Here is a 25,905-nt window from a genome sequence, read left to right on the forward strand (position 1 = left end):
GTGCGACCGTGGAAGTGGTTCTGCAATCTGCCCGGTGCCGAGGCGGTGGGAACGATGACGCTGGAACATCCCCTGGTGGTGGGCGTCGACGGGTCGGAAGGCAGCGACGTGGCGGTCGACTGGGCGGTGGACGAGGCCTCCCGGCACGGCCTCGCCCTGCGCCTGGTGCATGCCTCGCTGTGGGAGCGCTACGAGCACCTGGCCCCGTCGGGGAGCCTGGAGCGCCCGGCCGAGCAGGTGATGGCGGAACACATCGTCGCCTCCGCGGCCGAACGGGCCCGGCGCCGCGACCCCGACGTGAAGGTCCTCACCGACATCGTCGCGGCGGACGCGACGAACGCACTCCTCTCCGAGGGTGAGCGAGCCACGGCCCTGGTCACCGGATGCCGCGGCCGCGGCGGGCTGAAGGGCCTGCTGCTCGGCTCCGTCAGCCTGGCCGTCGCGGCCCGCGCGACCTGCCCGGTGATCGTGGTCCGCGGCGACAAGGCCGGCCTGGCCGGAACCCACCGCCGGATCCTCCTCGGCGCCGGGGACGCCGCGGAAAGCGGGGACGCCGCTGAGTTCGCCTTCCGCGAGGCCGAGTGCCGCCGGAGCGTCCTGGACGCGGTCCGCGCCTGGCGCCGCCCCGCGCACGAACCGGCCGGCTCCGCCACCGGCGAGGAACCGGCCCGGCATCACGAGCGGCAGGCCCGTACCGGGCTGGACGAAGTCCTCCGCGCCGCCGTCGCCGCGCACCCCGGCGTACGGGTGCGGCCCGCGACCGTGGAGGGGCCCGCCCACAAGGTGCTGGTGCTCCGGTCGGCCGCGGCCGACCTAGTGGTCGTCGGAGCACGGCGCACGCAGGGCCACTTCGGGCTCCAGCTCGGCCGGGTCGCCCACACGCTGCTGCACCACTCGTACAGCCCGGTGGCCGTGGTGCCGCAGCGTGACTGAAAGGCAACCGGCAACCGGCGAACGGCTACCGGCTGCCGGCTACCGGCTGCCGACCCGCCGGTCGGTTCAACGCGAATCGACGCTGAGCGGCCGCCTGACCGGGATGGTCCTGATGCCCGTCGTCGCCTGCCGTACCGGCATCCTGACGGTCAGGACACCGTGCTCGCACTCAGCCGTCGCCTCGTCGCTCATGGCGCCGGGCGGCAGCGGGGTGGAGTGCCCGAAGTGGAATACCGTGACGCCTTGATCGGTGGTCTCGCCGCTGCGCTCCGCACGGAGAGTCAGGCAGCCTTCCGCGACGATGATCTCGATCTCCTCGGCGTCGATCCCCGGAAGCTCGGCCTGCAGCTCGAACCTGTCGTCGACCAGGCGTTCCTCGACGTGGATCCCGTGCCTCGCCGGAATGGCGTCCAGCTCGGGGAACCCCGCCTCCAGCCAGTCGGACGGATCGGACAGTGCGGGCCGGCCAGGGAGCCGGTCGGTCGTACCGCTCATGTCTGTGCCTCCTTCTCCCCACATCCAGGGTCGCCGCAGAAACCCGCGGGCGCATGGGCCGACCGGCCCCATACCGGCCCCATACCGGTCCATACGGCCCCATACAGCCCATACGGGCCCGTCCGGCCCTGTCAGCCGATCGGCGAACCCCGCGGAGCCTCCCGGCGCCGGTTCACGACGCCCGCCCGTGGTCTGCGGCATAGGCCACGAAAACGTCCGTCGGTGTGCCACCCGTGTGGAGGAAACGCTGGTCGAGGACGGCGGCGAGATCCGTCAGCGCACCGGCGAGCAGCTCACCCGCCAGGCGCACCTCCGGCCGGCTCGCCGCCTGTCCGTGCTCGGCGAGCGCGGCGGCGTAGCCGACCATGGCCGCCAGCGACGAGTGGTCCTCCCCGTCATGGAAGTAGTAGGCCTCGGCGTACTGAGTGAAGTCGATCCGGACGCGTACAACTTCGACGGCCAGACTGTGCAGCAGCAGCGCCCCCGTGGTGCAGTCGATCTGCCGCGTCGCCGCCCCCGTGTCGCGCAGCAGCGCCAGCCGTACGGCCAGGACCCTTCTGCGCGTCAGTGCCGGGTAGATCTCCAGCACCCAGGAGACCGTGGCCGTCAGGAGGGCGAAGCCGACCAGGGCCTCCAGCGGCGAGACCAGGCGGAGCCATCCTTCGGCGGGCGCGATGTCCCCCAGCCCCAGGGTCGCGACGGTGACGAGCGACAGGTACACCGAGTCGAGCAGCGCCGGCTCCTGCGCGGCGTCGGACGCGGGCGAGAAGGTGAACGCCCCGGGCATGTGGGGCCAGTAGACGATCGCCCACCCGAGGACGATGGTGCCCGCCCACATGCACACGACCGTGATCATGGCGAGCGGCCCGACCAGCCCGACCACCCGCCTGCGGCCGCGGACCCGCCGGGCAAGTCGCCACAGCGCCGTCATGACGAGGCGGCTCAGCCCGCCGTGGCGGGTGGGGTGCCAGAGCGTGTGGAACAGGTCCCGCAGGGTGATCATGATGAGGCCCGCACCCGCCAGCGAGACCAGCCACTCCATCCGTGCCTCCCACGGCCCTGTCCCCCGAAGCCGACCCCCGCTCCCGGAGCGTAGGCGGACCGCACCGCCACCGCGGGGCCGAATCGCCGTGCCGCCGCTGCCGTCACCGAGGGCGGGTCAGGGCGGCGGCGTCGCCGACCAGGGCCGTCACGCGTTCATCGGACGGCGGTGCCGGTCGGCTCACCGGAGCCTCCCTCCTCCCGCGAGTCGGCGGCACGCCGGGGACGGGACCACGTTGCGGCGGCTCATCGGTCGGCAGGCATGATGCGTCGGCCGGTGAGGGTCGCGGGCCGGATCGACACCCACATCTCGCGTCGCCCGCCGGCCCATGGGGTGGTGTGGGCGCGCTGGGCGAGCGCGCGCACCGCGTCGGGCTCCGTGACGACGCTCGCGGTGCCGACGGCGAGCACGCTCCAGCCCCGGCTCATGGCCTCGTCCACGTGGTCGACCTCGAAGGCGACCTCCTTGCCCACGGCCGCCGCCGGGACGGAGTCGGGAGCGGTCCGGAAGACGATCGCGTCACCGACGACCTCGTAGTTGACCGGGACGACCGCCGGGCGGCCGTCGGACGTCGACACCGCGATGCGTCCCACACCGTGCGTGGAGAGCAGAGTGCGGCACTCCTGCGGGTCGAGGTCCACGAGCCGCGGGTGCAGCAGCGCGTGGCCTTGTCCGGGTGGGAGATCGGCGCCGCCGCCGCGCAGGGCTCCGACGGTGGTGCCGAGCGCGTCGGCGAGCCTGACGAGCGTCGCCACGCTCGGGTCGGCGGGCTGCTCCTCCAGATAGGCCAGGTAGCCGGGCGACATGCGGGCGCGGAGGGCCGTCGTCTCCCGGCTCAGCCCCCGCCTCTGGCGTTCGGCGGCCACGCGCCGGCCGATGTCCCCGGGGTTGAGTGTCCCCGGCGGGGCCGCCGCGGGCATGGCCTGCGCCGCATCCGCGTCCGGCTGGGGAGAGCCGTAGCCGGTCCCGGCCCGTTCGTGCTCGAGATGGCGGATGTGCGCGTCGGGCCCGGGGAAGACGAGCGTCACTTCGTCCGTGTCCGACCAGCGCACGTCGTACGGAGGTGTTCCGTCGTCGTGGTGGAGTCCGACGATCTCCCCGTCGCGCCTCGTCGCGCCGGTCGCCGGGCTTTCGATGACGAGTTGGTCGCCGAGGTGAGCTCGCATGATCGCCGCCCTCTCCTCACAGTCGTGCTGTATCCAACGTGCCACGCGCGACATGCCTCCGCAGGGGACGGCGGGCCGCCCGTCCCGGAAGGCCGATGTTGATGTGCCCGGTGTCGGTCACACGGGCCAGCCGGCGGCCTGGCGGGTCGCCCGGGGCGCGCCGGCGTCCTCGATGTCGCGCTCGGCCGCGTTCAGGAGCTGCTGGGCCAGGTTGTTCATCGCCCGGCCTGCCGCCAGTTCGTCGCCGATCTCCGGCACGTTCGTGTCCGCCGGGTGGCAGTGCGCGGTGCCGTGGCCGGTGAGCGCCATGGTGCCGGTGTCCAGCACCACCTCCGCCTTGGTCGTCCCCTGGTCGTCCTCGAAGACATGGAGTCGGACCTTCCACTCCGCCGTGTGCGGCATCGTTTCCCTCCTCACCTCGGCGCGGGCCGATGCGGTCCGCGCGTGGACGGTTGGTTCTGGTTGCGGGGCCGAGGCGAGCCGGCCGTCACACGTTTCTCGATGCGGTGCCGGAGGTGGTCGGTGAGTTGCGCGCAGCCGCTCGGAGCCGAGCGTGGGCCTGGCGCCGGTGCGTCGTACTCCACCATCTTGTACGCGGAGTCCAGGTACGGCGCGTCGGCCGAGACCGCGACGCGGGTGCCGACCAGAGGTCGCCGCCGTCCTGCCGTACGGCCGAGCCGGGCCCGGTTGCCCGGGTCTCCTTCCGGAGCGACGGTTGAGGGAGCCGGGCGAGTCGGCCAGGGAGTGGGTGACCATGCGAGCGCTCGTCTACCACGGCCCCGGGCAGATCTCCTGGGACACGGTCAAGGATCCGGTGATCGAGGACCCCGCCGACGCCGTCGTACGCGTCGACGCCACCAGCGTCTGCGGCACCGATCTGCACATCCTTCGCGGAGACCTGCCCGAGGTCAGGCCGGGGACGGTCCTCGGCCACGAGGCCGTCGGCGAGGTCGTGGAGGTCGGCGGCGACGTGCACGGCCTGCGCCCGGGGGACCAGGTGATCGTGTCGTCGGTCTCGGCCTGCGGGCACTGCCAGTCGTGCCGTGACGGCATGTACGGACAGTGCCGCGGTGGCGGCGGATGGGTGCTGGGGAATGCGATCGACGGGACCCAGGCCGAGCTGGTGCGGGTGCCCTTCGCCGACTTCTCCGCCCACCGGCGGCCGTGGAACCTCCCTCTCGATGACGCGGTCCTGCTCTGCGAAGTCCTCCCCACCGCCTACGAGGTCGGGGTGCGGAACGGACATGTGAGCCCGGGAGACGTCGTGGCGGTGGTGGGCGCGGGCCCCGTCGGTCTCGCCGCGGCCGTCGTCGCGCGGCTCCTCACGCCCCGCCGGATCATCGTGGTGGACCTGTCCACCACGAGGCTGGAGGCGGCGGCCCGGCTGCGGCTCGCCGATGCCGCCGAACTGCCGGGGAAGATGATCGCCGAACTGTCCGAGGGACCCGGCGCCGACGTGGTCATCGAGGCGTCGGGCGAACCGGACGGCTTCGTCCTGTGCACCCGCGCCGTCCGCACCGGTGGGCACATCGCCGGCATCGGCACGCACGGCAGAGCGGTCACCCTGCATCTGGAGTCCCTCTGGCGCAAGAACGTCGTGATCAGCACCGGGCAGGTGGACACGTCCTCCACCCCCTGGCTGATGGAGCTGGTGCAGTACGGACGCCTGCAGGTCTCCCCCCTGGTCAGCCACACCTTCACCTTCGATCAGATGCGGGACGCCTACGACGTCTTCTCGCACAGCGCCACCTCCGGCGCTCTCAAAGTCGTGATGCACCGCCGGTGAAGCTCCACGTGATGCCGCTCGCGCCCGAGCGCGACATGGTGGACGTGAGCGTCCGGCCGTCGAAGGGCAGGAGGAGCGATGAGCAGCTTGGTGACCGTAGGAGTCGACGGTTCGGAGCAGAGCCTCGACGCCGTCGCCTGGGCGGCTCGTGAGGCCGAGTACCGCGACGCCGGCCTGCGCGTGGTGAACGCCGTCAGCGACCCGCCGGCCGTGGCGTGGGATCCCGTGCTGGCGAGGGCGGCCACGGACCGTCTCCGCGTGGACGCGGAGCAACTGCTGGCCGACGCCGAGGCACGGGCGCGGTCGGTGGCCCCGGAGATCGACGTCTCGGGGGTGGTCCTGCACGGTGACCCTCTGACCGTGCTGGAGGCGCAGTCCCTGTCGTCGCAGCTGGTCGTCGTGGGCAGCAGGGGCCTCGGCGGGTTCAAGAGCCTGCTGCTGGGCTCGACCGCGATCGGGCTCGCGGCGCACGGTCGGTGTCCCGTTCTCGTCGTACGCGAGCCGGTGGAGCCGTCGGGGCCGATCCTGCTCGGGGTCGACGGATCCCCCGCCGGCGCGGCGGCCGTGCGGTTCGCCATGGAGGCAGCCGCCGCGCGGGGCGCGCGAGTCGTCGCCCTGCACGCGTGGACGAACTGGAACGCGCCCATGCCCCGTCCGCACGACCCGGATGAGCCGTACGCCAACCCGCCCGGCTCGCTCGCCGCCGCCGAGGATCGGCTGCTGACCGAGGCACTGGCGGGCACCGGCGAGCGGTATCCGGACGTGAAGGTGGAGCACCGCACGGTGCACGGACCGACCCGGCCGGCACTGATCGAGGCCAGCCGTTCCGCCCGGCTCACCGTCGTGGGCTCGCGCGGCCGTGGCGGCTTCAGCGGCCTGCTGCTCGGGTCGGTCAGCCAGGCCGTGCTCCATCACGCGTCGAGCCCCGTGGCAGTCGTCCGGGGCTGACGAGGAGGGCGGCGCCTGCCGCACGAGCCGCAGACCGACGAGCCGCGGACCGCCGCCACGCGGCCTTGGCGAGGCGGTGACGGCGCGAGGCGGTGACCGGCCCGAGACGGTGACCGGCTCCACCCGTCCGCCGCCGGTCAGAGCAGGGCGGGCGCCGCCATCTCGTCGGCGACCCGTGCCGCCCACCGTTCGATGCCGGGGAAGTCCCGGAAGTCGCCGCCCCTGCCGTCGCGCAGGATCATCCGGGCGACGAAGCCTCGCGCGCCCTCCTCCAGGCAGCCGCCGAACGTGATGTGCTCCTGCGCGTCGAGCCGGACCATGACGCGCCGCACGCCGGGCACGGGCGGAATGTCCCGCTCGCCGGCCGAGGAGTCCAGCGGGCCGCTGCTGAACAGCCACAGCGGACGCTCGGCCAGGGCGCGGCGGTGCCGCCGGACGAACCGGCGGGCGTCCTTGTGCCACCGCCCGGCGTACAGGGCGCCGCCGACCACGACGGCGTCGTACGGCGTGACGTCGTCGACCGCGCCGGCCGGCGCCGTCTCCACGGTGAGCCCCCGCGTGCGCAGCACATCGGCGACGGTCTCGGCGATGCGCGCGGTGGAGCCGTTCGTCGTGCCGTAGGCGACCAGCACTTTCTCCGTCATGGTGATCAGCCGTCCTCTCGGTGCTTCACTTCCGTTCCCCCCTCAGCGGAGCCGGCGCAGATACGGGTCCCGGGGCCGGCGGGGCAGCAGGCGCAGCCGCGCGTCCAGCACGGTGACGCCGCCCGGGGTGGCGAGTACGGGGTTGAAGTCGGCCTCCGCCAGCTGCGGCAGGTCGCTCGCCATGCGGGACAGCCGCAGCAGCAGCCCTTCGAGTCCTTCCAGGTCGACGGGGCCGCCGCCCTGAGCCCCGACCAGCAGCGGAGCGCAGCGCGGAGAGAGGATCAGGTCGTGGACGTCGTGGTCGGTGAGCGGGGCCAGGCGCGCCGCGTGGTCGGCGAGCACCTCGGTGGCGGTGCCGCCGAGACCGAACAGCACCAGCGGACCGAACACCTCGTCCTGGACCACACCGGCGAACAGTTCGGTGCCGCGGTCGGCGAGCGGCTGGACGACCACGCCGGTGAGCAGGCCCTCGAACCGGGTCTCCAGGTCCCGGTAGGCGGCCCGCACCTGGGCGTCTCCCCGGAGGTCCAGATGTACGGCGTGCTGCGCGCTCTTGTGCACCAGCCCGGGCCAGTAGCCCTTCATCACCACACGGCCGTCGGCGCCGCGCAGCCGCTCGGCGGCGCGGGCCGCCGCGTCCTCGGTGTCGGCCCAGGCCCAGGGCAGTTGGGGAATGCCGTAACACTCCAGGAGCGCGGCGCCGCGGTGGGGGTCGAGCCAGCCGCCGTCCGGGTGGGTGGCGAGGTAGGCGTCGACCGCGCGGCGGGCCCGTTCCGTCTCCACGTCGGGGAGAGCGGGAACGGTGCCGACGGGCCTCGCCAGCCAGGCCGCCCGGCGAGCGGCGTGGGCCAGGGCGCGTGCGGCGGCCTGGGGTTCCGCGTACGACGGTACGGTCGTGCCGCCGGACGCCGGCAGCAGCTCGACCGGGAGGGCCTGCTCCAGCCGGATCGCGACGACCGGCTTCAGCGCGCGGCCGGGGGCCTGTGTGACGGCCCGCAGGAGGTCGTCGCCGGTCGCCGCGGCCACGGCGGTGGGGACCAGGGCGACGAGGACGGCGTCGACACCGTCGTACCGCATGATCCGGTCCAGGCAGTCACCGAGCTGTTCCTCGCCGACGGCGGCGGTGGTGTCGAGGGGGTTGCCCACGGCCGCGCCCTCGGGCAGGACCGCGCGCAGGTCCTCGGCCAGTCCGGGAGTGGGCGGCGGCAGGACCAGGCCGGCCTCCGCGCAGGCGTCCGCGGCGAGGACTCCGGCACCGCCCGCGTTGGTGACGATCGCGACGCGCGGCCCGGCGGGCAGCGGCTGGGAGTGCAGCAGAGCGGCGGTCTCCAGGAGTTCCCCGATCGAGTGGGTGGCGGTGATCCCCGCCTGTGTGAACAGGGCCCGCCGGGTCATGGTGCGGGTGGCCGCGGCGGCGGTGTGCGAGGCCGCGGCACGCCGGCCGGCCTCCGTGCGTCCGGCGTCGACGGTGAGCACGGGTATGCGGCGGGTGACGCGTCGGGCGGTGCGGGAGAAGGCGCGCGGGTTGCCGAAGGACTCCAGGTGCAGCAGGGCGAGGTCGGTGCGGCCGTCGCACTCCCACCACTGGAGCAGGTCGTTGCCGCTGACGTCGTACTTCTCGCCCAGGGACGCGAAGGACGACACGCCGATGCCGAGCCGGGACAGCCCGTCGAGCAGGGCGATGCCCACGCCGCCCGACTGGACGGCGACACCCGCGGTGCCGGGGCGCGGATGGTCGGCGGCGAAGGTGGCGTCGAGACGGACGCCGGGCTCGGTGTTGGAGACGCCGAGGCAGTTGGGCCCGACCAGGCGCATGCTGTACGCGCGGCAGGCCGAGACGAGGTCCCGCGCCTGGCCGGCGTCGAGCCCCGCGGTGACGACGAGCAGCGCGCGTGCTCCCGCCTCTCCGCACTGCTGCGCGACGACGGGAACCGATGCGGCCGGCACGGCGACGACCACGAGATCGGGCGGGACGGGCAGCGCGGTCACCGACGGGTGGCACGGCACGCCGAACAGGGACGTGGCAGCGGGGTTGACCGCGAACAAGCGGCCGTTGAAGCGCCCGGCCTTCAGATGGTGCAGGATGGCCCGGCCGACCGAGCCCGGCCTGCGCCCGGCACCCACCACGGCGACGGTGCGCGGTCGCAGGAGGGCCTGGAGGCTGGCGGTGCCGGCGGCCCGTCCGCGTTCCTCCACGGCCGACAGGTAGGTGTCACTCGTGTCGAGCGCGATGCTGCAGCGCACCTCGGGGCCGTCGAAGTGCCGGGCCGTTCGCAGTCCCAGGTCGGCGAAGAGTTTCAGCACCGGGCGGTTCTCGCTGAGCGCGTCGGCCGTGAAGTCCGTGACGCCGTCGGCACGGGCGGCCGAGACCAGATGCTCCATGAGCAGCGTGCCCACCCCGCGGTGGTGGAGCCCGTCGGCGACGGCTATGGAGATGTCGGCCTCACCGCCGGTGCCGCCCGTGTCGTATTCGGCCAGCCCGATCACCCGTCCCTGCCGCTCGGCGAGCAGGGCGCGGTATCCGGGGCGCGGCGGGGCGCAGGCGCGGTCGGCGGCCGCACGCGCGGATGCGGGATTGGCCGAGAAGAAGCGCAGTCGCAGGTTGTCCGGGGACATCTGCTCGTACAGGGCCCGCAGTTGAGCGTGGTCGTCGGGTTCCACCGGGCGGATGCACACGGTGGTGCCGTCCATGAGCAGGGCGTGGACCGGTGCGCGGGTGATCGTCTCGTCCCTCATCGCCGATTCTCCTCACCGCTTGTCATTGGTGCGGCACCGAGCGGGCGCCCCGGCAAGACCCGGCTGCGCCGATGGAGCGGTTCATCGCGCTGCCTCCTCGTCGGCGGTCTGCTTCCAGCATCGCGGCGGGCCGAGCGTGTCCACAGGGGCCGAATGTCCTGGGCCGAGACCGACCGGCCCACCCCGGCTGGGCCCGGCATCGGCCGTACGGCGTCGGCGCAGGGCCGTACGTCCCGCCGCGCGCCTCTTGCCACCACGGGGCTCGTGCGGTGTGCTTGAAGTGACGGGAAGGACCTGACTTGGACGCGGGGAAGCGGCTCGCGGCCGCGCACCGCGCAATGAGGATCCGCAAGAAGCGGGTGAGTCCTTCCCGCCTTTCACGCCGCGCTCATGGATCCGGAGGTCCGGAGCCCCGTCACCCCGCGCCACTGCCGGCGCCTCGACACTCCGACGTGCCTGTGGCCGTTGCCGTGGCCGCCGACGTACACACGAGCACTCCGCCGTCGGCGATCAGTGCGTCACGACGGCCACTTCCTCATGCGACTCCCCGCCGAGCACCACCTTGAGCGCACCGGTGTCGGCGGCCCGAGCGAACACGTCGTACGCCTCCGCCATGTGCTGCAGCGGGAAGGTGTGGGTGACCAGTGCGGGGGCGGGCAGCCGGCCGGCGGCCGCCATCCGCAGCAGGGTGGGCGTCGAGTGGGTGTCGACGAGACCGGTGGTGAGGGTCAGGTTCTTGATCCACAATTCTTCCAGGTGCAGTTGCGCCGGCTTGCCGTGAACGCCGACGTTGGCGACGTGGCCGCCGGGCCGCACCATGCGGGTGCACAGCTCGAAGGCCTCGGGCAGTCCGACGGCCTCGATGACCACGTCCGCGCCGAGCCCGTCCGTCAGATCGGCGATCAGCTCCTCGGGCGCCTCCGCCGGGTCCGCCACCGCGTCGGCGCCCAGCTTCCGCGCGGCCTCCCGTCGCGCCGCGGCCGGGTCGACGGCGAGGATCCGCTCGGGGCTGAACAGCCGTGCGGTGGCGATGGCCGCGAGGCCGATGGGCCCGGCGCCGACGACGGCGACGGTGTCGCCGGGCCGTACTCGTCCGTTCAGGACGCCGACCTCGTAGGCGGTCGGGAAGATGTCCGCCAGGAGTACGGCGTCCCGGTCCGGGAGCGTGGCGGGCAGCGGGTGCACCGACAGGTCGGCGTGCGGGACGCGCACGTACTCCGCCTGGGTGCCGTCGATCAGATGGCCGAGGATCCAGCCTCCGCCGCCCCGGCACTGGCCGTACATCGCCTTACGGCAGTAGGCGCAGCGCCCGCAGGCCGTGATGCAGGAGATCAGGACCCGGTCGCCCGGGCGGACCGAACGCACGTCGGCACCGGTCTCCACGACCTCGCCCACCGCCTCGTGCCCGAGAACCGTGCCGGGGCGCACCTCAGGCACGTCGCCCTTGAGGATGTGCAGGTCGGTGCCGCAGATGGTGACGGAGTCGACGCGCACGATCGCGTCGGTGGGCTCCTTCACGTCCGGATCCGCCACGTCCTCCCAGGAGGACTGGCCGGGGCCGTGGAACACGTAGCCCTTCATGATGATCCTTCCTGGATTCACGCACAGAGCTTTGCTTGCCCCCTCATCCAGCTTGTGCCGTGACGCGGCGCCTCGCTTGGGCACCGTCACGTTTGCGGCTGCGTGCTCGTGCCCACCCGGCAGACGCGAACGGCATCCGGAGGAGGCGATCCACGGTGACCATGGTCAACGTCAACGACATGCTCGACACCTACCCCGCCGACCTGGGACAGGTGGACCGGGCCAAGCTGACCCGCTGTATCGAGGAGTGTCAGGCCTGCGCCCAGGCGTGCACGGCCTGCGCGGACGCGTGCCTGTCCGAGGGCATGGTCGGCGACCTCACCAAGTGCATCCGCACCGACATGGACTGCGCCGACATCTGCAACGCCACCGCCGCCGTCCTGTCCCGGCACACCGGCTACGACGCCAACATCACCCGCGCGATCCTCACCGCGTGCGCCACCGCCTGCAAGGCCTGCGGCGACGAGTGCGCCACACACGCCGACACCCACGAGCACTGCCGCCTGTGCGCCGAGGCCTGCCGCTCCTGCGAGCAGGCATGCAACGACCTCATCCAGGCACTGGGCTGACACACCGCGGCACGTGCGTCAGCGGGGTGGGCGCGGACCGTGTCCCAATGGGTCGTCGTGGGGGCGCGGCCTCAGGGTTGTTCCCGTCCAGGGCACAGGTCGAGGGGATCGCACAGCTGGATCACCTGATAGGGATCTTCCCCGAGGTCCGCGCCGCGCAAGCGGTGGCTGGGTGCACGCGCCCGGTCTGATGCTCGGTGAGGAATCCGCGGGGTATCGAACCGCCATGCGCTGCCTGTTTCGAGGGCCGGAGGAAGTTCTGCTAGGCCGCAGGGACGAGTGGCGCTTCCGCAGCCCGGAAGTAACGGCGTGGGGCGGCTGGATCACCGTGAAGTACGAGGCCGTCGCCTGGATCAATCACGCCGGGCCGTTGCGGGTGGGGCCGTGGCGGATCAGCGCCGACGAAGAAAGCTGGCTGATCGAACTCCGGCCACCCAGAGCATTGGTGAATGTCAAGTGGAGCCGCATCGAGGTCAAGCTGGGTGACCTGGATGCCCATCGCGTTCTTCCGCCGGGGGCCTCTGCGGGCGGTGGCAGCCTGGTGTGGACCGAGCAGTGGCCGCTGAAGGTCCAGGCCTACCTGAAGCCGCCTTGGCAGGGGTCTTTCGCCACGTGGGCCCCCCGGCAGGCTTCGTCGAGCCAGCTGAGAGTCGCCTCGTGGTGGGGGTTCGCGTCACTGCTGATCGTGGTGGCGGCCGTCAGCTACCGGTGGCCGCCCCAGCCGGGCTCGTCCCGCTGGTGGACGCGGTGGCGGTTCCGCAGGAACGACGGGAGGGGACACAGTGCCGGCCTGGCCCGGGCGGGCCCTGGAGTGGGCCGTGCTGAGTGCGGCGGTCGCCCTGGCCCTGCTCCTGGTGATCCCCGGCGTACCCACAGCGGACGTGCAGCCTCGGTACACGCTCATCAGCGTCGCGGCAGGCCTGGTCATGATCGTCGTCGCCCGGCCGTGGTCGCCCGCCCCGACGTGGGACGCCCGCGGGTCCACGGACGAGGACCTGGCCGTCCTCGAACGCGTCCGGCGCCGTCAGGCCGTCGCCGTGCTGACGGCTGCCGCGGGAGTCGCCGCTGTCGCCTTGCTGGTGGCCTTGGCACCTCGGCTCTTCAGGCTGCCGGATGTCGCGCCGGCGAAACCGCTGCCGGCCTTGGCGCTCTTCGGGCTCGCCGTGATGGGAACAGCGGTGATGTGGCTGTGGCTCGCGGCGATGACGGCCTGGGCGTGGCGCTTCGCGCAGGAAGGAGGACTGGCCAGGAAATGGAGAATTGCGCGGGATGTCCGCACAGATCGCCTACCTCCTGGCCCAGGTCGCCATCGCGGCTTCCATCTGGAGCCAGCTGGCCGCACGCGGCGGTGATCCGCCGTAGGAACCGGCGTGCGTCGGAGCGTCACCACCTCCGCTCCCGGGCACGGCCGAGGGCCTGTGCACGTGACCTTCGCTGCCCCAAGGCCGATACTTCCGACAGGAGCGTTTCGGCCGACCGACGTACGAGCTGAGCTCACCAGGAGGCTACCCATGAGGATGCTGATCAACGTCCCGGAAACCGTCGTCGCGGACGCGCTGCGGGGTATGGCGGCCGCGCATCCCGAGTTGATCGTGGATGTGGAGAACCGGGTGATCGTGCGGCGGGACGCGCCCGTCGAGGGGAAGGTCGGGCTCGTCTCCGGCGGCGGGTCGGGGCATGAGCCGTTGCACGGCGGGTTCGTGGGGCCCGGGATGCTGTCGGCGGCCTGTCCGGGGGAGGTGTTCACCTCACCGGTGCCCGATCAGATGGTGCGGGCGGCGGCGGCCGTGGACAGCGGGGCAGGGGTGCTGTTCATCGTCAAGAACTACACCGGTGACGTGCTGAACTTCGACATGGCGGCGGAGCTCGCCGAGGACGAGGGCATCCAGGTCGCCAAGGTGCTGGTCAACGACGACGTGGCCGTCACCGACAGTCTGTACACCGCCGGGCGGCGCGGCACCGGTGCCACGCTGTTCGTGGAGAAGATCGCGGGGGCCGCCGCCGACGAGGGGCAGCCGTTGGAGCGGGTCGAGGCGGTCGCCCGGCAGGTCAACGAGAACGCGCGCAGCTTCGGCGTGGCGCTGAGCGCCTGCACCACGCCCGCCAAGGGCAGCCCCACCTTCGATCTTCCGCCGGGCGAGCTGGAGTTGGGCATCGGCATCCACGGCGAGCCGGGCCGTGAGCGGCGGGCGATGATGACGTCGGGCGAGATCGCCGACTTCGCGGTGAACGCCGTGCTGGAGGACCTCGACCCGCGCAGTCCGGTCCTGGTCCTGGTCAACGGCATGGGGGCGACGCCGCTGCTGGAGCTGTACGGGTTCAACGCCGAGGTGCAGCGGGTGCTCGCCCAGCGTGGGGTCGCCGTCGCCCGCACCCTCGTCGGGAACTATGTGACCTCCCTCGACATGGCGGGTGCCTCGGTCACCCTGTGCCAGGTCGACGAGGAGCTGCTGCGGCTGTGGGACGCGCCGGTGCGCACGCCGGGGCTGCGCTGGGGTATGTGACCTGGCGGCCGACGCGGCCGACGTGATCCACCCACCTCTCACGCAAGGAGATCCAGTGCTCGACGCCGATTTCTTCCGCCGTTGGATGACGGCGACCGCCGCGTCCGTGGACCGCGAGGCGGAACGGCTCACGGCCCTCGACTCACCCATCGGGGACGCCGACCACGGCAGCAACATGCAGCGCGGGTTCGCCGCCGTGACCGCGGCGGTGGAGAAGGAGGCTCCCGCGACGCCGGGGGCCGTGCTGATCCTGTCCGGGCGGCAGCTCATCTCGACGGTCGGCGGCGCGTCCGGGCCGCTGTACGGCACCCTGCTGCGGCGCACCGGCAAGGCACTGGGTGACGCCGGCGAGGTGGGAGAGGAGGAGTTGGCGCGGGCGCTGCGGGAGGGGGTGGACGCGGTGATGGCGCTGGGCGGTGCCGCGCCCGGCGACAAGACCATGATCGACGCCCTGGTGCCGGCGGTGGACGCGCTCGGTGACGGCTTCGGCGCGGCGCGGGCCGCCGCCGAGCAGGGCGCGATCGCGACGACGCCGTTGCAGGCCCGCAAGGGGCGGGCGAGCTATCTCGGTGAGCGGAGCATCGGTCACCAGGATCCGGGCGCCACCTCGGCGGCGCTGCTGGTCGCGGGTCTCGCGGAGGCCGCCGGTGAGTGACACGACGGCCGGGAAGCTCGTGGGGATCGTGCTGGTGTCGCACAGCGCGCAGGTCGCCGCGTCGGTCGCGGACCTCGCGCGGGGGCTGGCGGGCGGCGGTGCGGAGGTGCCCGTGGCGCCGGCGGGCGGCACGGAGGGCGGGGAGCTGGGCACCAGCGCCGAGTTGATCGCCGCGGCGGCCGCCTCCGTGGACCGGGGGGCCGGTGTCGCCGTGCTCACCGATCTCGGCAGCGCCGTCCTCACCGTGAAGGCACTGCTCGCCGAGGGCGACGAACTGCCCGCCGGGGCCCGTCTGGTGGACGCCCCGTTCGTGGAGGGCGCCGTCGCCGCCGTGGTCACGGCCGCCACCGGAGCGGACCTGGACGCGGTGATCGCGGCGGCGCGGGAGGCGTACGACTACCGCAAGGTGTGAACCCTGCCCCGCGAGGGAGTCGCCCACGCGCGCCACGCCGGCGCCGGGCCAAGGTGCCGGGCCGGCGACCCGCCGCCCACGCCCCGCCGCCCGTCACCACCATGATCACGGCCGCCACCGAAGCGGGCCCGGACACGGTGGCCGCGGCGGCGCGGCAGGCGTACGACTACCGCAAGGCGTGAACCCGACCCCGCGCGGGAGACGCCCACCCGCGCCGGGCCAAGATACCTGGGCCAGCGCCCCACCGCCCGCGCCCCGCCGCCCTTCACCTACGCCTCGTCGCCGCCGTGATCACGGCCGCCCCCGAAACGGGCCCGGACACGGTGGCCGCGGCGGCGCGGCAGGCGTACGACTACCGCAAGGCGTGAACCCGACCCCGCGCGGTAGACACCCACGCGCCGTCGCCCGCGGCCCGACCCCGCGCCCCGTCACTCACACCCCACCCTCACCGCACCCCCTCCCCCACCACCACCAGCGCCGAGCGCATCGTCTTCGCCAGTTCCGCCTCTGCCGTCCCGGCGTCGTGGGCGGTGTCGGCGGTGTTCCAGGCGTAGTGTTCGACGGCCGCGCGGAGGGCGGCGTTGAACATGGCCGCCTGGATGGTGGGGCGCAGGTCGTCGGGCGGGAGGCCGGCGCGTTCGGCGAGGGCGCGGGCGAACGCCGGTTCCGCCTCGTCGTAGGTCTGCAGCCAGACCGCGCGCAGTCCGGGTTCGGTGCGGGTGAGGCGTACGAGCGCGCCGAAGGTGGCGCTCTCCGGTCCGGCCGTCCGGCGCGGGCCGGGGGTGAAGGCCCGGTCGAGGGCGGCCTCGAGGTCCTGGCCGGGCCGCCATTCGTGCAGGCACCGGGCGATCACGTCGATCCCGGCGGTGAACAGCGGCCGGACGCAGCTCTCCTTGCTCGGGAAGTACCGCCAGACCGTGCGGGCCGAGACGCCGACCGCCTGTCCGATCTGCTCGCCCGTGGTCGCGGCGACGCCCTGACGGACGAACAGGTCGACCGCGGCGCGGGCGATCTCCAGCCGGATCTCCGCCTTGCGTTCCTCGGTCAGGGGCGGTCGGCCCGTGCGTCCGCCTGCTGCGGTCATCTCTTCCTCCGGCACCGGTGATCAATGTCCGGCATTCTCCCCGAACCGACGAACACGGCGGACACGACTGCCGTGTCACCGGTCCCCGGGAGTCCGGTCACGCCGCCCTGACGCCCCCTCACTCCCCGTCTCACTCCCCGCCTCACTCCCCGCGACGAACCGCCGCGCCAGCCGCTCCCCCTCCGCGACGGCCGCGGCGTGGCTCTCGATGGGTGAGGCCTGGGAGTCCCTGAAGACGATGTAGGTGACGCCGGAGTCCGTTCCGCCGCGCCGCGGATCGGGTGGGATGCCGAGGCCTTCGGCGGTGGCGTACGACGCCTCGCCGATGATGTGACTCGGGCCGGTGTCGCCGACGACGGCGTACTGGACCCGGTCGTCGTGGACGACGACGGCGACCGAGCCGCCGCGTACCCCGTGGTCCCGGTAGTCCCAGATGTCGCTGGGGGTGGGGACGACGATGTAGGGCAGTTCCTCGGCGCTCAGGTAGCGGCCGTCGGACTGGGTGTGGGCCGTGGCGGACGAGAAGTGCGGGTCGGTGCCGGCGTTGCAGAGGCGGCCGGGGCGGCCGTCGCAGTCGATGTCCATGTCCGCCGTCCAGAAGACGGCCTCGCTGGTGCCGCAGACCGGGATGTCGGCGGGTTTTCCCTCGTCGCTGCGGTAGTCGCCGCGGGAGACGCGGGGGCAGTCCCGTGCTCGGGCCAGCAGGTCGGCGGCGCGGACGGTGCCTTCGCGATGGGCGACCGGCGCCATCAGGGGCCGGGCCGGGGCGGCGGCGCCGGCGAGGGTCGCCGGGGCGAGCAGGGCGGCGCTTGCCGCGGCCAGCGTGAATGCCTGGACACGCACGATCGGGAAGCCTCTCGTCGGGGGCTGACGGGCACTCAGGCCAATCTGCGACTCCGGGCATCTCGTGGCCAGCCGGAGGGGGCCGGACGGCGCACGGCTCTCAAGTGCTGGTGGGGGCCGGGGGCCTGAGCCTGTGTCGGCTCGGGCCGCCCGGCCGCCCGCAACCGGAGCGCGGGATCAGCGACGACAGCGGTCCGCGCCGCGGACGTGAACTCCCCTGTCCTGGTGGCGAGTTCGCCTGCGGGAGGATTCAGCATACGCATATCGGCGGAGGCGTCACCAACACACCCTCTTGATGTGGCCGCGTCAGCGGCGTCATATTGGTCCGGACCATTCCGTCGTCCCGCCCCGGGAGGCCGAGTCGTGCGACGCGTTCCCGTGCCCGCGCTCCTGCTGTGCGGCACCCTGACCCTGGCGGTGTCCTGCGGCTGGGGCGGGGACGGCGGCGAGACCGGCGCGGCACCCGGCGCGCCGACCGGGGTCACCGCGGCGGCGGGCAGCGCGACCAGCGTGCACGTGATGTGGAACGCGGTGTCCGCGGAGGCCGGGGTGAGCGGCTACGAGGTGTATCGCGGGCGCACCAAGATCAAGGACGTGCCGGGCTCCGAGCACATGGTGGACGTCACCCGGCTGCGTCCGTCCACCGCCTATGTCTTCACCGTGCGCGCCCGCGACGCGGACGGGCGGCTCGGGCCGCCCAGCCGGGAGGTCCGGGCCACCACCCCCGCCGCCGTGGCGGCGGACCGCTCGGCGCCGTCCCGGCCGGACGGGGTGCGGGGGCGGACGACGGGAAGCCGGGCCGTGCAGCTGAGCTGGGAGGCGGCGACGGACGACCGGGGTGTGGTGTCGTACGACATCCACCAGGGCGGCACGAAGATCCACAGTGTGGGCGGGACACAGACGGCGACGGTCGTCACGGGGCTTCGGCCCGGCACCCGGTACTCCTTCACCGTCCGGGCCCGGGACGCGGCGGACAACGTGTCCCCGGCGAGCACCGTCGTCCGGCTCTCCACCGCGGCCGGCGACGACGACGGACGCGGCACCGCGCCCACCGGGTTCCGGGCCGCCGCCCGCAGCGAGGCGGGCGCCCACTACCTCGACCTGTCCTGGGTGCCGCCCCGCGCCGACGGGGAGATCACGGAGTACGAGATCCAGCTCGACGGGCGGCCGGCCACTTCCCTCGTCTGGGGCGGGACCGTGCCGCGCGGGAAGGCGTCGTACAGCTTCTACCTGGGCCGGGAGGACGGCGTACGGCACCGGGTGCGGATCCGTGCCAAGCTGCCGGACGGCACCTGGGGCGGCTTCTCGGCGGAGCGGACGGTCACGACGGGCGGCTGAGGGCCGCCACCCGGACGGCGCGGGCGTCGCCCGGACGGCGGCACACGTCACCTGAGTGGGTGCGGCCCGCATGCGCGACAGGCGCGGGGGACATTGGCTGACCCTGAGGCAGCACGGGCGTTCCCCGACCCAGGCGGCGCAAGGGATGTACCGCCAACCGTGCCGCCGGAGGGCAGACCATGCGCAACCGTCAACGACTCCTCCGATCCGGGCTGGCCGTGGCCGCCTCCGCCGCGCTGCCGCTCGCCGTGGCCGCCCACCAGGCCGACGCGGTCTCCGGGATCTCGGTGAGCACCAACGGCTCCACCGTCTCGGTGGTGACCAGCGCCTGCACCCAGGTCGGCGGCAGCTGGGGCAACGCCTCCCTGCTGACCAGCAACCAGACCAGCTTCGGCCAGGGCCGTCAGGCGGCGCTGACGGGCACGGCCAGCCTGCAGTCGGCCGCCTGGTCCGATGTGAGCCCGGGGACCTACACGGTCATCGTGGTGTGCTCCAACGGCACCACCGCGGGCAGCCAGTCCGTCATCGTCTCCGCGCCCACACCCACGCCGACGGCCACCGCGACGCCGTCGCCCTCGCGGGGCGTGATGGGCGGCATGGGCGGCGGCACCAAGGACTACGGCACGGTCACGCTGGTGGCGGGCGGTGTGCTGGCCGGGGCCGGGGCCATCGCGGCGGGCTGGTTCCTGCGCCGCCGTTCCAAGCCCTACCGGCTCTGATCCGGCGGCAGCTCGGCGAACTCCGCGAGCGCGTGGGTGAGCCACTGGGTCCAGAAGGTCTCCAGGTCGATGCCCGCCCGCAGCACCAGATGCCGCAGCCGGTCCTGAGCGCTGTCCCGGCCGGGCGGGAAGTCCCGCTTCTCGATCTCCTGGTACTCGGCCAGCTGCCGTCGGTGCAGCTCCAGATGGCGGCGCAGATCGTCCGCCAGACCGTCGGTGCCGACCACCGCCCCAGCGCGCAGCCGCAGCAGCATGGTGTCGCGGTGCGGCTTGGGGTCCTGCGACGCGGCGGTCCAGCGGGCCAGTTCGGCGCGGCCGGCGGGCAGCACCTCGTAGCTCTTCTTCTGGCCGCGGGCCGGCTGCTCGCTGGGCAGCGCCCGGATCAGGCCGTCGGCCTCCAGTTTTCCCAGCTCGCGATAGATCTGCTGATGCGTCGCCGACCAGAAGTAGCCGATCGACTTGTCGAACCGTCGGGTCAGCTCCAGCCCCGAGGAGGGCTTCTCGAGCAGAGCGGTGAGGATCGCGTGCGGGAGTGACATGGGGGCCATCCTAGGGACGGCCCCCACGCCCGGTCGGGCGCACTACAGCGCCGCCGCCAGCTCGGTTCCCTGCTTGATGGCGCGCTTGGCGTCGAGTTCGGCGGCCACGTCGGCGCCGCCGATGAGGTGGGCCGGCCGGCCGGCGGCGACCAGCTCCTCGTACAGGTCGCGGCGCGGCTCCTGGCCGGTGCACAGCACGATGGTGTCGACCTCCAGGACGGTGCTCTCCTCGCCGACGGTGATGTGCAGTCCGGCGTCGTCGATCCGGTCGTAGCGCACGCCCGGGACCATCGTGACGCCGCGGTGCTTCAGCTCGGTGCGGTGGATCCAGCCGGTGGTCTTGCCGAGGCCCGCGCCGACCTTGGTGGTCTTGCGCTGCAGGAGGTGGACGGTGCGCGGCGGGGCGGGCCGCTCGGGCGCGGCGAGGCCGCCGGGTGCCGCGTAGTCCATGTCGACGCCCCACTGGCGGAAGTACGCCGCCGGGTCCTCGTGCGCCTTGTCGCCGCCGTCGGTGAGGTATTCGGCGACGTCGAAGCCGATGCCGCCGGCGCCGAGGACGGCGACGCGGTCGCCGACGGGCGCGCCGTCGCGCAGCACGTCGAGGTAGCCGAGCACGCTCGGGTGGTCGACGCCGGGGATGTCGGGGGTGCGCGGGCTGACGCCGGTGGCGACCACCACCTCGTCGTGGTCGGCGAGGTCGGCGGCGGTCACCCAGGTGTTCAGCCGTACGTCCACGCCGTGGGCGTCGAGCTGGTGGCGGAAGTAGCGCAGCGTCTCGTCGAACTCCTGCTTGCCGGGGACCTGCCGGGCCACGTTGAGCTGGCCGCCGATCTCGGCGGCGGCGTCGAAGAGGGTGACCTGGTGGCCGCGTTCGGCGGCGGAGACCGCGCAGGCGAGGCCGGCCGGTCCGGCGCCGACGACGGCGATCCGCTTGCGCAGCCGGGTCGGGGAGAGCACCAGCTCGGTCTCGTGGCAGGCGCGCGGGTTGACCAGGCAGGAGGTGATCTGCCCGCTGAAGGTGTGGTCGAGGCAGGCCTGGTTGCAGCCGATGCAGGTGTTGATGGCCTCGGGGGTGCCGGCGGCGGCCTTGGCGACGAAGTCGGGGTCGGCGAGCATCGGGCGGGCCATGGAGACCATGTCGGCCGTGCCGTCGGCGAGCAGCTGCTCGGCGAGTTCGGGGGTGTTGATGCGGTTGGTGGTGACGAGCGGGACGGTCACCTCGCCCATGAGCCGCTTGGTGACCCAGGTGTAGGCGCCGCGCGGCACGGAGGTGGCGATGGTGGGGATGCGGGCCTCGTGCCAGCCGATGCCGGTGTTGATGATGGTCGCCCCGGCGGCCTCGACGGCCTTGGCGAGGGTGCTCACCTCGTCCAGGGTGGATCCGCCGGGCACCAGGTCCAGCATGGACAGCCGGTAGACGACGATGAAGTCCTCGCCGACGGCCTCGCGCACCCGGCGGACGATCTCGACGGGGAAGCGCATGCGGTTCTCGTAGGAGCCGCCCCAGCGGTCGGTGCGGTGGTTGGTCGGCGCGGCGATGAACTCGTTGATCAGGTAGCCCTCGGAGCCCATGATCTCGACGCCGTCGTAGCCGGCCTGCCGCGCGAGGCGGGCGGTGCGGGCGTAGTCGTCGATGGTCCGTTCGACCTCGGCGTCGGTGAGCTCGCGCGGCGGGAAGGGGCTGATGGGCGCCTGGAGGGGGCTGGGGGCGACCAGGTCGCGGTGGTAGGCGTAGCGTCCGAAGTGCAGGATCTGGAGCGCGATCCGCCCGCCCTCGCGGTGGACGGCCTCGGTGACCACGCGGTGCTGCTCGGCCTCCTCGTCGGTGGTGAGCTTGGCGCCGCCCTCGTAGGGCCGTCCCTCGTCGTTGGGGGCGATGCCGCCGGTGACGATCAGCCCCACTCCCCCGCGCGCCCGGGCGGCGTAGAACTCCGCCATACGCGCGAAGCCGCCCTCGGCCTCCTCCAGACCCACGTGCATGGAGCCCATGAGGACGCGGTTGGGCAGCGTGGTGAAGCCCAGGTCGAGCGGGGTGAACAGGTGGGGGTAAGGGCTCATCGACGCCTCCGTGCGCGGTCCGGTGCCCTGTAGTTGTAGAGGACCGCGCACGGTTTATGCAACTAGTTGCACAACAAGGGGCCGCAGGACGTGACGGGACGCACACCCGCGGCGACCGCCGTCACCTCCCGCGGGTCAGCGGCTTTCCAGGATCAGGTGCAGTTCGCGCTCCTGGTCTCCGGAGGCCGCGCTCATGTCGTGGACCGAGAACAGCGAGTCCAGGGTCATACGGAACCGGTCGATCGCCCAGTAACCGCCCTGCACGTCGGCGGTGACGGGGGCCGAGAGCCGGGCGGGGCGGCCCCCCTCGTGGGCGTCGGCAACGTCGAACGTGCCGAGCCAGACCATGGGGCGCGTCTCGTGCCACTGCTCGGGCACGTCCTCGGCGCACCGGTCGGACGCGAAGCACGAGCACAGGGTGTCGAAGACGATCCGGGCGTCCTCCTTGCTGCAACCGCTGATCTCCACGGAGACGGACTCCGGGTGGGACCGTTCGGCGTTCATGGTGACCGCTCCTCTCGTGGCAGTGCCGGGGGTGCGCGAGTGCCCCGCGCGACGGCCCGCACTCACTCAGGAAAGCACCGGCGCCAGGAGAGCACCACCGGCGACAGCCGCTCACCGTGCGACACGAGCCGCCCCTATTGCACCGCTCACGGGTGATTCGTCCGACGCGTCGGGTCGTATCGGGGGATGGTGGAGAAGGGCGGGGTGGCGTAAGAGAGATGGTTGAGCGCAGGACGACAAGGGGAGTCGGCACGGGGGACGGCGTGCCGAGGCCGAAGGCGGTGCGTGCGATGGGTGCAACGGGGCCTCCCGTGGCCGACGGATCCGAGCCGGAGCGCGGCTCGGACCGGCCCAGCGGGCTGCTCGACGTGCTCGGCGTGGCCTCCGTGGTCCTCGACGCCGAGGGGCGGATCGTGCTGTGGAGCCCCCAGGCGGCGGAACTGTTCGGCTATTCGGCGGACGAGGCGCTGGGCCGGTTCGCGGCCCGGCTGATGCTGCACGAGCAGCACTTCGGCCTGGCCGTGAAACTGTTCGCCGACGTCCTGGCCACGGGCCGGAGCTGGGCGGGCGCCTTCCCGGTGCGCCACAAGGACGGCAGCACCCGGCTGGTGGAGTTCCGCAACATGCGGCTGCTGGACGACCAGGGCGACACCTACGCCCTCGGGCTCGCCGCCGACCACTCCACGGTGCGCCGGCTGGAGCGGGACGTGGCACTGTCGGCCCGGCTGGTGGCCCAGTCGCCGATCGGGCTCGCCGTCCTCGACACCGCGCTGCGGTACGTCTCCGTGAACCCGGCGCTGGAGCGGATCGACGGCATCCCGGCCGAACTGCACCTCGGCCGGACCGTGCGCGAGGTGCTGCCCCTGATGGAGGCCGACGCCCTGGAGGCCGCGGCGCGCCGGGTCCTGGAGACCGGGCAGGCGGTCGTCGACCGCTCCTGGGTCGGGCGCACCCCGGCCGACCCGGACGAGGACCACGCCTGGTCGGTGTCGCTCTACCGGCTGGAGGACGCGCTCGGCACGGTGCTCGGGGTGGCGCTCTCCGTGGCGGACGTCACCGACCAGTACCGGGCGGGCGCGGAGGCCGAACGGGCCCGGCGGCGCCTGGCGCTGATCGCCGACGCGTCCGCGCACGTCGGCACCACGCTCGATCTGGAGCTGACCGCCAGCGAACTGGCCGACGTCGCCGTGCCCGAGCTGGCCGACGTGGCCGCCGTGGACCTGCTGGAGGCGGTGGTGGAGGGCCGCCCCAGCAGCCTGGGCCCGGCCGAGGCCGCCGTGATCCGCGCCCTCGCGGTCCGCGCGGAGGGGTCGCCGGAGGCGCTGACCGCCGCCGACCCGCCGGGGCAGGTGGCCCGCTACGGACCGGACCGGCTGGTCACCGAGTGCGTGCGTACGGGGCGGCCGGTGCTGGTGCCGCACGTCAAGGACGACGACCTGCCGCGCATCGCGCGCTCGCCGGAGGCCGCCGTGCTGCTCGGCCGGGCGGGCGTCCACTCGTATCTGGCCGTGCCGCTGATCGCCCGCGGCGAGGTGCTGGGCGCCCTGGACCTGAAACGGACCGGCAATCCGCTGCCGTTCGGCGAGGACGATCTGCTGCTGGCCCGGGAGCTGGCGGCCCGGGCGGCGGTGCAGATCGACAACGCCCGCTGGTACCAGAACGCCCGCGACACCGCCCTCACCCTCCAGCGCAGTCTGCTGCCCAGCCATCCGCCGGTCACCGGCGGCCTGGAGGTGGCGTCCCGCTACCAGCCGGCCGGGGCCACCATCGAGGTCGGCGGCGACTGGTTCGACGTGATCCCGCTGGACAACGGCAAGACCGCGCTGGTCGTCGGCGATGTGATGGGCAGCGGCATAAACGCCGCCGCGACCATGGGCCGGCTGCGCACCGCCACCAACACCCTCGCCTCCCTCGACCTCGACCCGGCCCGGCTGCTCGAACACCTGGACAAGATCACGGAGGGCCTGGACCACTCCATCGCCACCTGCCTGTACGCCGTCCACGATCCACGGCTGCGGCAGTGCCGGATCGCCAACGCCGGGCATCTGCCGCCCGTGCGGGTGCGCGCCGGGAACGGTCCGGTCCTGCTCGACCTGCCCACCGGGGCGCCGCTGGGCGTCGGCGGGGTCGCGTTCTCGACGACCGTGTTCGACCTCGACCCGGGCGATCAGCTGGTCCTCTACACCGACGGGCTGGTCGAGACCCGCCGGCACTCCCTCGACGAGCGGCTCGACACCCTGCTGGGCCTGCTCGACGACCCGGAACGGCCGCTGGACGAGGTCTGCGACCTGCTGGTGCGCACCCTGCACCACCCCGACAACCACGACGACGTGGCGCTGCTCATCGCCCGCGCCCGCACCGAGGACTGACCGGGTGCGGGCTCCCGCCGGGGTGCCGCCCGCGCCGCTTGTCGAACGGGCGCAGACCGGCGGCTCTACCCGCGCCGCTCCCCGAACGCCACCGGCCGGCCGGTGAAGGCGTCCAGCAGCACCCGGTCGCCGACCGGCCGGTCCAGCCGCACCGTCACCTCGGCGGCGAGCAGTTCCGCGGTGCACGGGCCGTCGTCGGCGCCGGCGACCGACGCGGACAGCACCACGCTGCCCGCCGTCTCCAGCACGTGGACGGCGGGGCCGTCGTCGCAACCGCCGTGCCAGGCGACGACGGTGACGGTCCGTCCGTCCACGGCCACCCGGCCCGGCCCCGGCAGCGGCCCCAGCTCGTCGCCCAGTGTGTCCCGGGCCGGGCCGATCGGCGACCGCGGCGGCTCGGACGGGCTGGCCGCGGCCTGCTTCAGCGGGGTGCCGTACCCGTCGAGCGTGAACAGCCACGCCGGTACGGTCGCCGGGCCGCGGTCGGTGGCCAGCGTCATCTCGCCGAGCCGCACGCCGGTCACGGTGAGCGGCGCGCGGCCGTCGGAGCGGTCCAGGTCCGCGAACGCCTCCCGGGCGTCCGTCAGCGGCAGGGTGAGCGAGCCGCCGCCCTTCCACCGCACCGTCCCCTCCTCGCGTGGTACGTCGGGGAGTTCGCCCCGCAGCTCGAAGTCCCGGGCGGCGTAGGCCTCCTTGTCGGTGCCGCGCAAGGCACCCTCGGGCAGCTGGACCGTCTCCCCCGACGGGTGGTAGCCCGCGCGCCACACCTCGGCGGCCCGCGAGCCGTCCCAGGCCTCGGCGACCAGCCGGGCACGCACGGCGGCGCCCGGCGACGGGCCGCCGGTGCCGCCGCGCTGTTCGCCCGCGTAGGCGGCGAGCGCGCCGCCGCCTACGGCGACCAGAAGCGACACGCCGACGAGTCGGACCGAGCGGGCGTGTGTCCTGCGCATGGGCTCTCCAAGGGGGTGGTCGGCTGCTAC

The 25,905-nt window shown here is 73.5% G+C and carries 25 protein-coding genes and 1 pseudogene; 13 read left to right on the forward strand and 13 right to left on the reverse strand.

The annotated features are described in order from the left end of the window. Positions 1–54 precede the first annotated feature (54 nt). Positions 55–933, forward strand: a complete 879-nt coding sequence (locus tag AMK31_RS33820; RefSeq protein WP_107468809.1) for a universal stress protein — start codon at positions 55–57, stop codon at positions 931–933. Positions 934–999: 66 nt separating this feature from the next. Here the strand turns inward: AMK31_RS33820 and AMK31_RS33825 are convergent, their stop codons facing one another. The 4 genes from AMK31_RS33825 to AMK31_RS33840 all read right to left on the reverse strand — a co-directional run bounded on the left by AMK31_RS33825 (position 1,000) and on the right by AMK31_RS33840 (position 4,038). Beyond that, positions 1,000–1,428 carry an Hsp20/alpha crystallin family protein gene (locus AMK31_RS33825; RefSeq protein WP_073944560.1) on the reverse strand — a complete coding sequence of 143 codons (429 nt, stop codon included), beginning with the start codon at positions 1,426–1,428 and terminating at the stop codon, positions 1,000–1,002. Between the two features lie 172 nt (positions 1,429–1,600). Then, a complete protein-coding gene (locus AMK31_RS33830; RefSeq protein ID WP_073944561.1) occupies positions 1,601–2,470 on the reverse strand; it encodes a potassium channel family protein in 870 nt (289 codons plus the stop codon). A gap of 245 nt (positions 2,471–2,715) precedes the next feature. Further along, positions 2,716–3,636 (reverse strand): pyridoxamine 5'-phosphate oxidase family protein, encoded by a 921-nt coding sequence (locus tag AMK31_RS33835; protein ID WP_073944562.1) that lies wholly within the window; start codon positions 3,634–3,636, stop codon positions 2,716–2,718. A gap of 117 nt (positions 3,637–3,753) precedes the next feature. After that, positions 3,754–4,038: a DUF1876 domain-containing protein gene (locus AMK31_RS33840; protein ID WP_073944563.1), complete on the reverse strand. Its 285-nt coding sequence runs from the start codon at positions 4,036–4,038 to the stop codon at positions 3,754–3,756. Between the two features lie 352 nt (positions 4,039–4,390). On the opposite strand from AMK31_RS33840, the gene AMK31_RS33845 reads away from it, so the two are divergent. Further along, positions 4,391–5,422 carry an alcohol dehydrogenase catalytic domain-containing protein gene (locus AMK31_RS33845; RefSeq protein WP_073944564.1) on the forward strand — a complete coding sequence of 344 codons (1,032 nt, stop codon included), beginning with the start codon at positions 4,391–4,393 and terminating at the stop codon, positions 5,420–5,422. Positions 5,423–5,500: 78 nt separating this feature from the next. Then, positions 5,501–6,370: a universal stress protein gene (locus AMK31_RS33850; protein ID WP_073944565.1), complete on the forward strand. Its 870-nt coding sequence runs from the start codon at positions 5,501–5,503 to the stop codon at positions 6,368–6,370. Between the two features lie 137 nt (positions 6,371–6,507). On the opposite strand, the gene AMK31_RS33855 is transcribed toward AMK31_RS33850, so the two are convergent. The 3 genes from AMK31_RS33855 to AMK31_RS33865 all read right to left on the reverse strand — a co-directional run bounded on the left by AMK31_RS33855 (position 6,508) and on the right by AMK31_RS33865 (position 11,331). Next, positions 6,508–7,014 (reverse strand): flavodoxin domain-containing protein, encoded by a 507-nt coding sequence (locus tag AMK31_RS33855; RefSeq protein WP_073944566.1) that lies wholly within the window; start codon positions 7,012–7,014, stop codon positions 6,508–6,510. A gap of 42 nt (positions 7,015–7,056) precedes the next feature. Then, the gene (locus AMK31_RS33860) at positions 7,057–9,750 is read right to left on the reverse strand and encodes a bifunctional acetate--CoA ligase family protein/GNAT family N-acetyltransferase (RefSeq protein ID WP_073944567.1); all 2,694 of its coding nucleotides are present in this window, start codon (positions 9,748–9,750) and stop codon (positions 7,057–7,059) included. A gap of 510 nt (positions 9,751–10,260) precedes the next feature. Beyond that, positions 10,261–11,331: a zinc-dependent alcohol dehydrogenase family protein gene (locus AMK31_RS33865; RefSeq protein ID WP_073944568.1), complete on the reverse strand. Its 1,071-nt coding sequence runs from the start codon at positions 11,329–11,331 to the stop codon at positions 10,261–10,263. Positions 11,332–11,492: 161 nt separating this feature from the next. Between AMK31_RS33865 and AMK31_RS33870 the strand changes: the two genes are divergently transcribed. The 7 genes and pseudogenes from AMK31_RS33870 to AMK31_RS42210 all read left to right on the forward strand — a co-directional run bounded on the left by AMK31_RS33870 (position 11,493) and on the right by AMK31_RS42210 (position 15,653). Continuing rightward, positions 11,493–11,900 (forward strand): four-helix bundle copper-binding protein, encoded by a 408-nt coding sequence (locus AMK31_RS33870; RefSeq protein ID WP_073944690.1) that lies wholly within the window; start codon positions 11,493–11,495, stop codon positions 11,898–11,900. A 172-nt stretch (positions 11,901–12,072) separates the two neighbouring features. Next, a pseudogene (locus AMK31_RS42485) lies at positions 12,073–12,597 on the forward strand (DUF6185 family protein); the annotation flags it as partial. Between the two features lie 121 nt (positions 12,598–12,718). After that, the gene (locus AMK31_RS40790) at positions 12,719–13,252 is read left to right on the forward strand and encodes a DUF6185 family protein (protein ID WP_158074567.1); all 534 of its coding nucleotides are present in this window, start codon (positions 12,719–12,721) and stop codon (positions 13,250–13,252) included. Positions 13,253–13,411: 159 nt separating this feature from the next. Beyond that, a complete protein-coding gene (gene dhaK / locus AMK31_RS33880; protein ID WP_073944570.1) occupies positions 13,412–14,404 on the forward strand; it encodes a dihydroxyacetone kinase subunit DhaK in 993 nt (330 codons plus the stop codon). A 55-nt stretch (positions 14,405–14,459) separates the two neighbouring features. Continuing rightward, positions 14,460–15,059 carry a dihydroxyacetone kinase subunit DhaL gene (gene dhaL, locus AMK31_RS33885; RefSeq protein WP_073944571.1) on the forward strand — a complete coding sequence of 200 codons (600 nt, stop codon included), beginning with the start codon at positions 14,460–14,462 and terminating at the stop codon, positions 15,057–15,059. Next, positions 15,052–15,471 (forward strand): dihydroxyacetone kinase phosphoryl donor subunit DhaM, encoded by a 420-nt coding sequence (gene dhaM, locus AMK31_RS33890; RefSeq protein WP_073944572.1) that lies wholly within the window; start codon positions 15,052–15,054, stop codon positions 15,469–15,471. The genes dhaL and dhaM overlap by 8 nt, the downstream gene beginning before the upstream one ends. Positions 15,472–15,524: 53 nt before the next feature. Beyond that, entirely contained in the window at positions 15,525–15,653 is a 129-nt protein-coding gene (locus AMK31_RS42210; RefSeq protein WP_274535986.1) for a hypothetical protein, read from the forward strand. A gap of 263 nt (positions 15,654–15,916) precedes the next feature. Here AMK31_RS42210 and AMK31_RS33895 read toward each other — a convergent pair whose 3' ends face one another. Both AMK31_RS33895 and AMK31_RS33900 read right to left on the reverse strand, forming a co-directional pair. Continuing rightward, complete coding sequence (locus tag AMK31_RS33895) at positions 15,917–16,555, reverse strand: TetR/AcrR family transcriptional regulator (protein WP_073944573.1); 639 nt, start codon at positions 16,553–16,555, stop codon at positions 15,917–15,919. A 75-nt stretch (positions 16,556–16,630) separates the two neighbouring features. Next, positions 16,631–17,398 (reverse strand): glycoside hydrolase family 75 protein, encoded by a 768-nt coding sequence (locus AMK31_RS33900; protein ID WP_073944574.1) that lies wholly within the window; start codon positions 17,396–17,398, stop codon positions 16,631–16,633. Positions 17,399–17,761: 363 nt separating this feature from the next. Between AMK31_RS33900 and AMK31_RS33905 the strand changes: the two genes are divergently transcribed. Both AMK31_RS33905 and AMK31_RS33910 read left to right on the forward strand, forming a co-directional pair. Next, positions 17,762–18,736 carry a fibronectin type III domain-containing protein gene (locus AMK31_RS33905; protein ID WP_073944575.1) on the forward strand — a complete coding sequence of 325 codons (975 nt, stop codon included), beginning with the start codon at positions 17,762–17,764 and terminating at the stop codon, positions 18,734–18,736. Between the two features lie 179 nt (positions 18,737–18,915). Next, the gene (locus tag AMK31_RS33910; RefSeq protein ID WP_073944576.1) at positions 18,916–19,455 is read left to right on the forward strand and encodes a hypothetical protein; all 540 of its coding nucleotides are present in this window, start codon (positions 18,916–18,918) and stop codon (positions 19,453–19,455) included. Here AMK31_RS33910 and AMK31_RS33915 read toward each other — a convergent pair. The 3 genes from AMK31_RS33915 to AMK31_RS33925 form a co-directional block, all read right to left on the reverse strand. After that, complete coding sequence (locus tag AMK31_RS33915) at positions 19,443–19,994, reverse strand: PadR family transcriptional regulator (RefSeq protein ID WP_073944577.1); 552 nt, start codon at positions 19,992–19,994, stop codon at positions 19,443–19,445. The two genes, AMK31_RS33910 and AMK31_RS33915, sit on opposite strands and share 13 nt — an antisense overlap. Positions 19,995–20,036: 42 nt before the next feature. Continuing rightward, positions 20,037–22,052, reverse strand: coding sequence for an NADPH-dependent 2,4-dienoyl-CoA reductase (locus AMK31_RS33920; protein ID WP_073944578.1), 2,016 nt, complete (start codon positions 22,050–22,052; stop codon positions 20,037–20,039). A gap of 135 nt (positions 22,053–22,187) precedes the next feature. Next, entirely contained in the window at positions 22,188–22,556 is a 369-nt protein-coding gene (locus AMK31_RS33925) for a hypothetical protein (protein ID WP_073944579.1), read from the reverse strand. A gap of 290 nt (positions 22,557–22,846) precedes the next feature. On the opposite strand from AMK31_RS33925, the gene AMK31_RS33930 reads away from it, so the two are divergent. Continuing rightward, a complete protein-coding gene (locus AMK31_RS33930; protein ID WP_073944580.1) occupies positions 22,847–24,925 on the forward strand; it encodes a SpoIIE family protein phosphatase in 2,079 nt (692 codons plus the stop codon). 65 nt (positions 24,926–24,990) lie between these two features. On the opposite strand, the gene AMK31_RS33935 is transcribed toward AMK31_RS33930, so the two are convergent. Next, positions 24,991–25,875 carry a hypothetical protein gene (locus tag AMK31_RS33935; RefSeq protein ID WP_073944581.1) on the reverse strand — a complete coding sequence of 295 codons (885 nt, stop codon included), beginning with the start codon at positions 25,873–25,875 and terminating at the stop codon, positions 24,991–24,993. Positions 25,876–25,905: the final 30 nt, after the last annotated feature.

This window comes from Streptomyces sp. TSRI0107 (assembly GCF_001905845.1).
Taxonomy (GTDB): Bacteria; Actinomycetota; Actinomycetes; order Streptomycetales; family Streptomycetaceae; genus Streptomyces.

Coding starts and splice junctions, on each gene's coding strand:
- AMK31_RS33820 (WP_107468809.1), top strand. CDS start 55: ATGACGCTGGAACATCCCCTGGTGGTGGGCGTCGACGGGTCGGAAGGC.
- AMK31_RS33915 (WP_073944577.1), bottom strand. CDS start 19,994: ATGTCACTCCCGCACGCGATCCTCACCGCTCTGCTCGAGAAGCCCTCC.
- AMK31_RS33860 (WP_073944567.1), bottom strand. CDS start 9,750: ATGAGGGACGAGACGATCACCCGCGCACCGGTCCACGCCCTGCTCATG.
- AMK31_RS33835 (WP_073944562.1), bottom strand. CDS start 3,636: ATGCGAGCTCACCTCGGCGACCAACTCGTCATCGAAAGCCCGGCGACC.
- AMK31_RS33865 (WP_073944568.1), bottom strand. CDS start 11,331: ATGAAGGGCTACGTGTTCCACGGCCCCGGCCAGTCCTCCTGGGAGGAC.
- AMK31_RS33840 (WP_073944563.1), bottom strand. CDS start 4,038: ATGCCGCACACGGCGGAGTGGAAGGTCCGACTCCATGTCTTCGAGGAC.
- AMK31_RS33830 (WP_073944561.1), bottom strand. CDS start 2,470: ATGGAGTGGCTGGTCTCGCTGGCGGGTGCGGGCCTCATCATGATCACC.
- AMK31_RS33935 (WP_073944581.1), bottom strand. CDS start 25,875: ATGCGCAGGACACACGCCCGCTCGGTCCGACTCGTCGGCGTGTCGCTT.
- AMK31_RS33925 (WP_073944579.1), bottom strand. CDS start 22,556: ATGAACGCCGAACGGTCCCACCCGGAGTCCGTCTCCGTGGAGATCAGC.
- AMK31_RS33845 (WP_073944564.1), top strand. CDS start 4,391: ATGCGAGCGCTCGTCTACCACGGCCCCGGGCAGATCTCCTGGGACACG.
- AMK31_RS33850 (WP_073944565.1), top strand. CDS start 5,501: ATGAGCAGCTTGGTGACCGTAGGAGTCGACGGTTCGGAGCAGAGCCTC.
- AMK31_RS33920 (WP_073944578.1), bottom strand. CDS start 22,052: ATGAGCCCTTACCCCCACCTGTTCACCCCGCTCGACCTGGGCTTCACC.
- AMK31_RS33825 (WP_073944560.1), bottom strand. CDS start 1,428: ATGAGCGGTACGACCGACCGGCTCCCTGGCCGGCCCGCACTGTCCGAT.
- AMK31_RS33855 (WP_073944566.1), bottom strand. CDS start 7,014: ATGACGGAGAAAGTGCTGGTCGCCTACGGCACGACGAACGGCTCCACC.
- AMK31_RS33870 (WP_073944690.1), top strand. CDS start 11,493: ATGGTCAACGTCAACGACATGCTCGACACCTACCCCGCCGACCTGGGA.
- AMK31_RS33930 (WP_073944580.1), top strand. CDS start 22,847: ATGGGTGCAACGGGGCCTCCCGTGGCCGACGGATCCGAGCCGGAGCGC.
- dhaK (WP_073944570.1), top strand. CDS start 13,412: ATGAGGATGCTGATCAACGTCCCGGAAACCGTCGTCGCGGACGCGCTG.
- AMK31_RS33895 (WP_073944573.1), bottom strand. CDS start 16,555: ATGACCGCAGCAGGCGGACGCACGGGCCGACCGCCCCTGACCGAGGAA.
- AMK31_RS33910 (WP_073944576.1), top strand. CDS start 18,916: ATGCGCAACCGTCAACGACTCCTCCGATCCGGGCTGGCCGTGGCCGCC.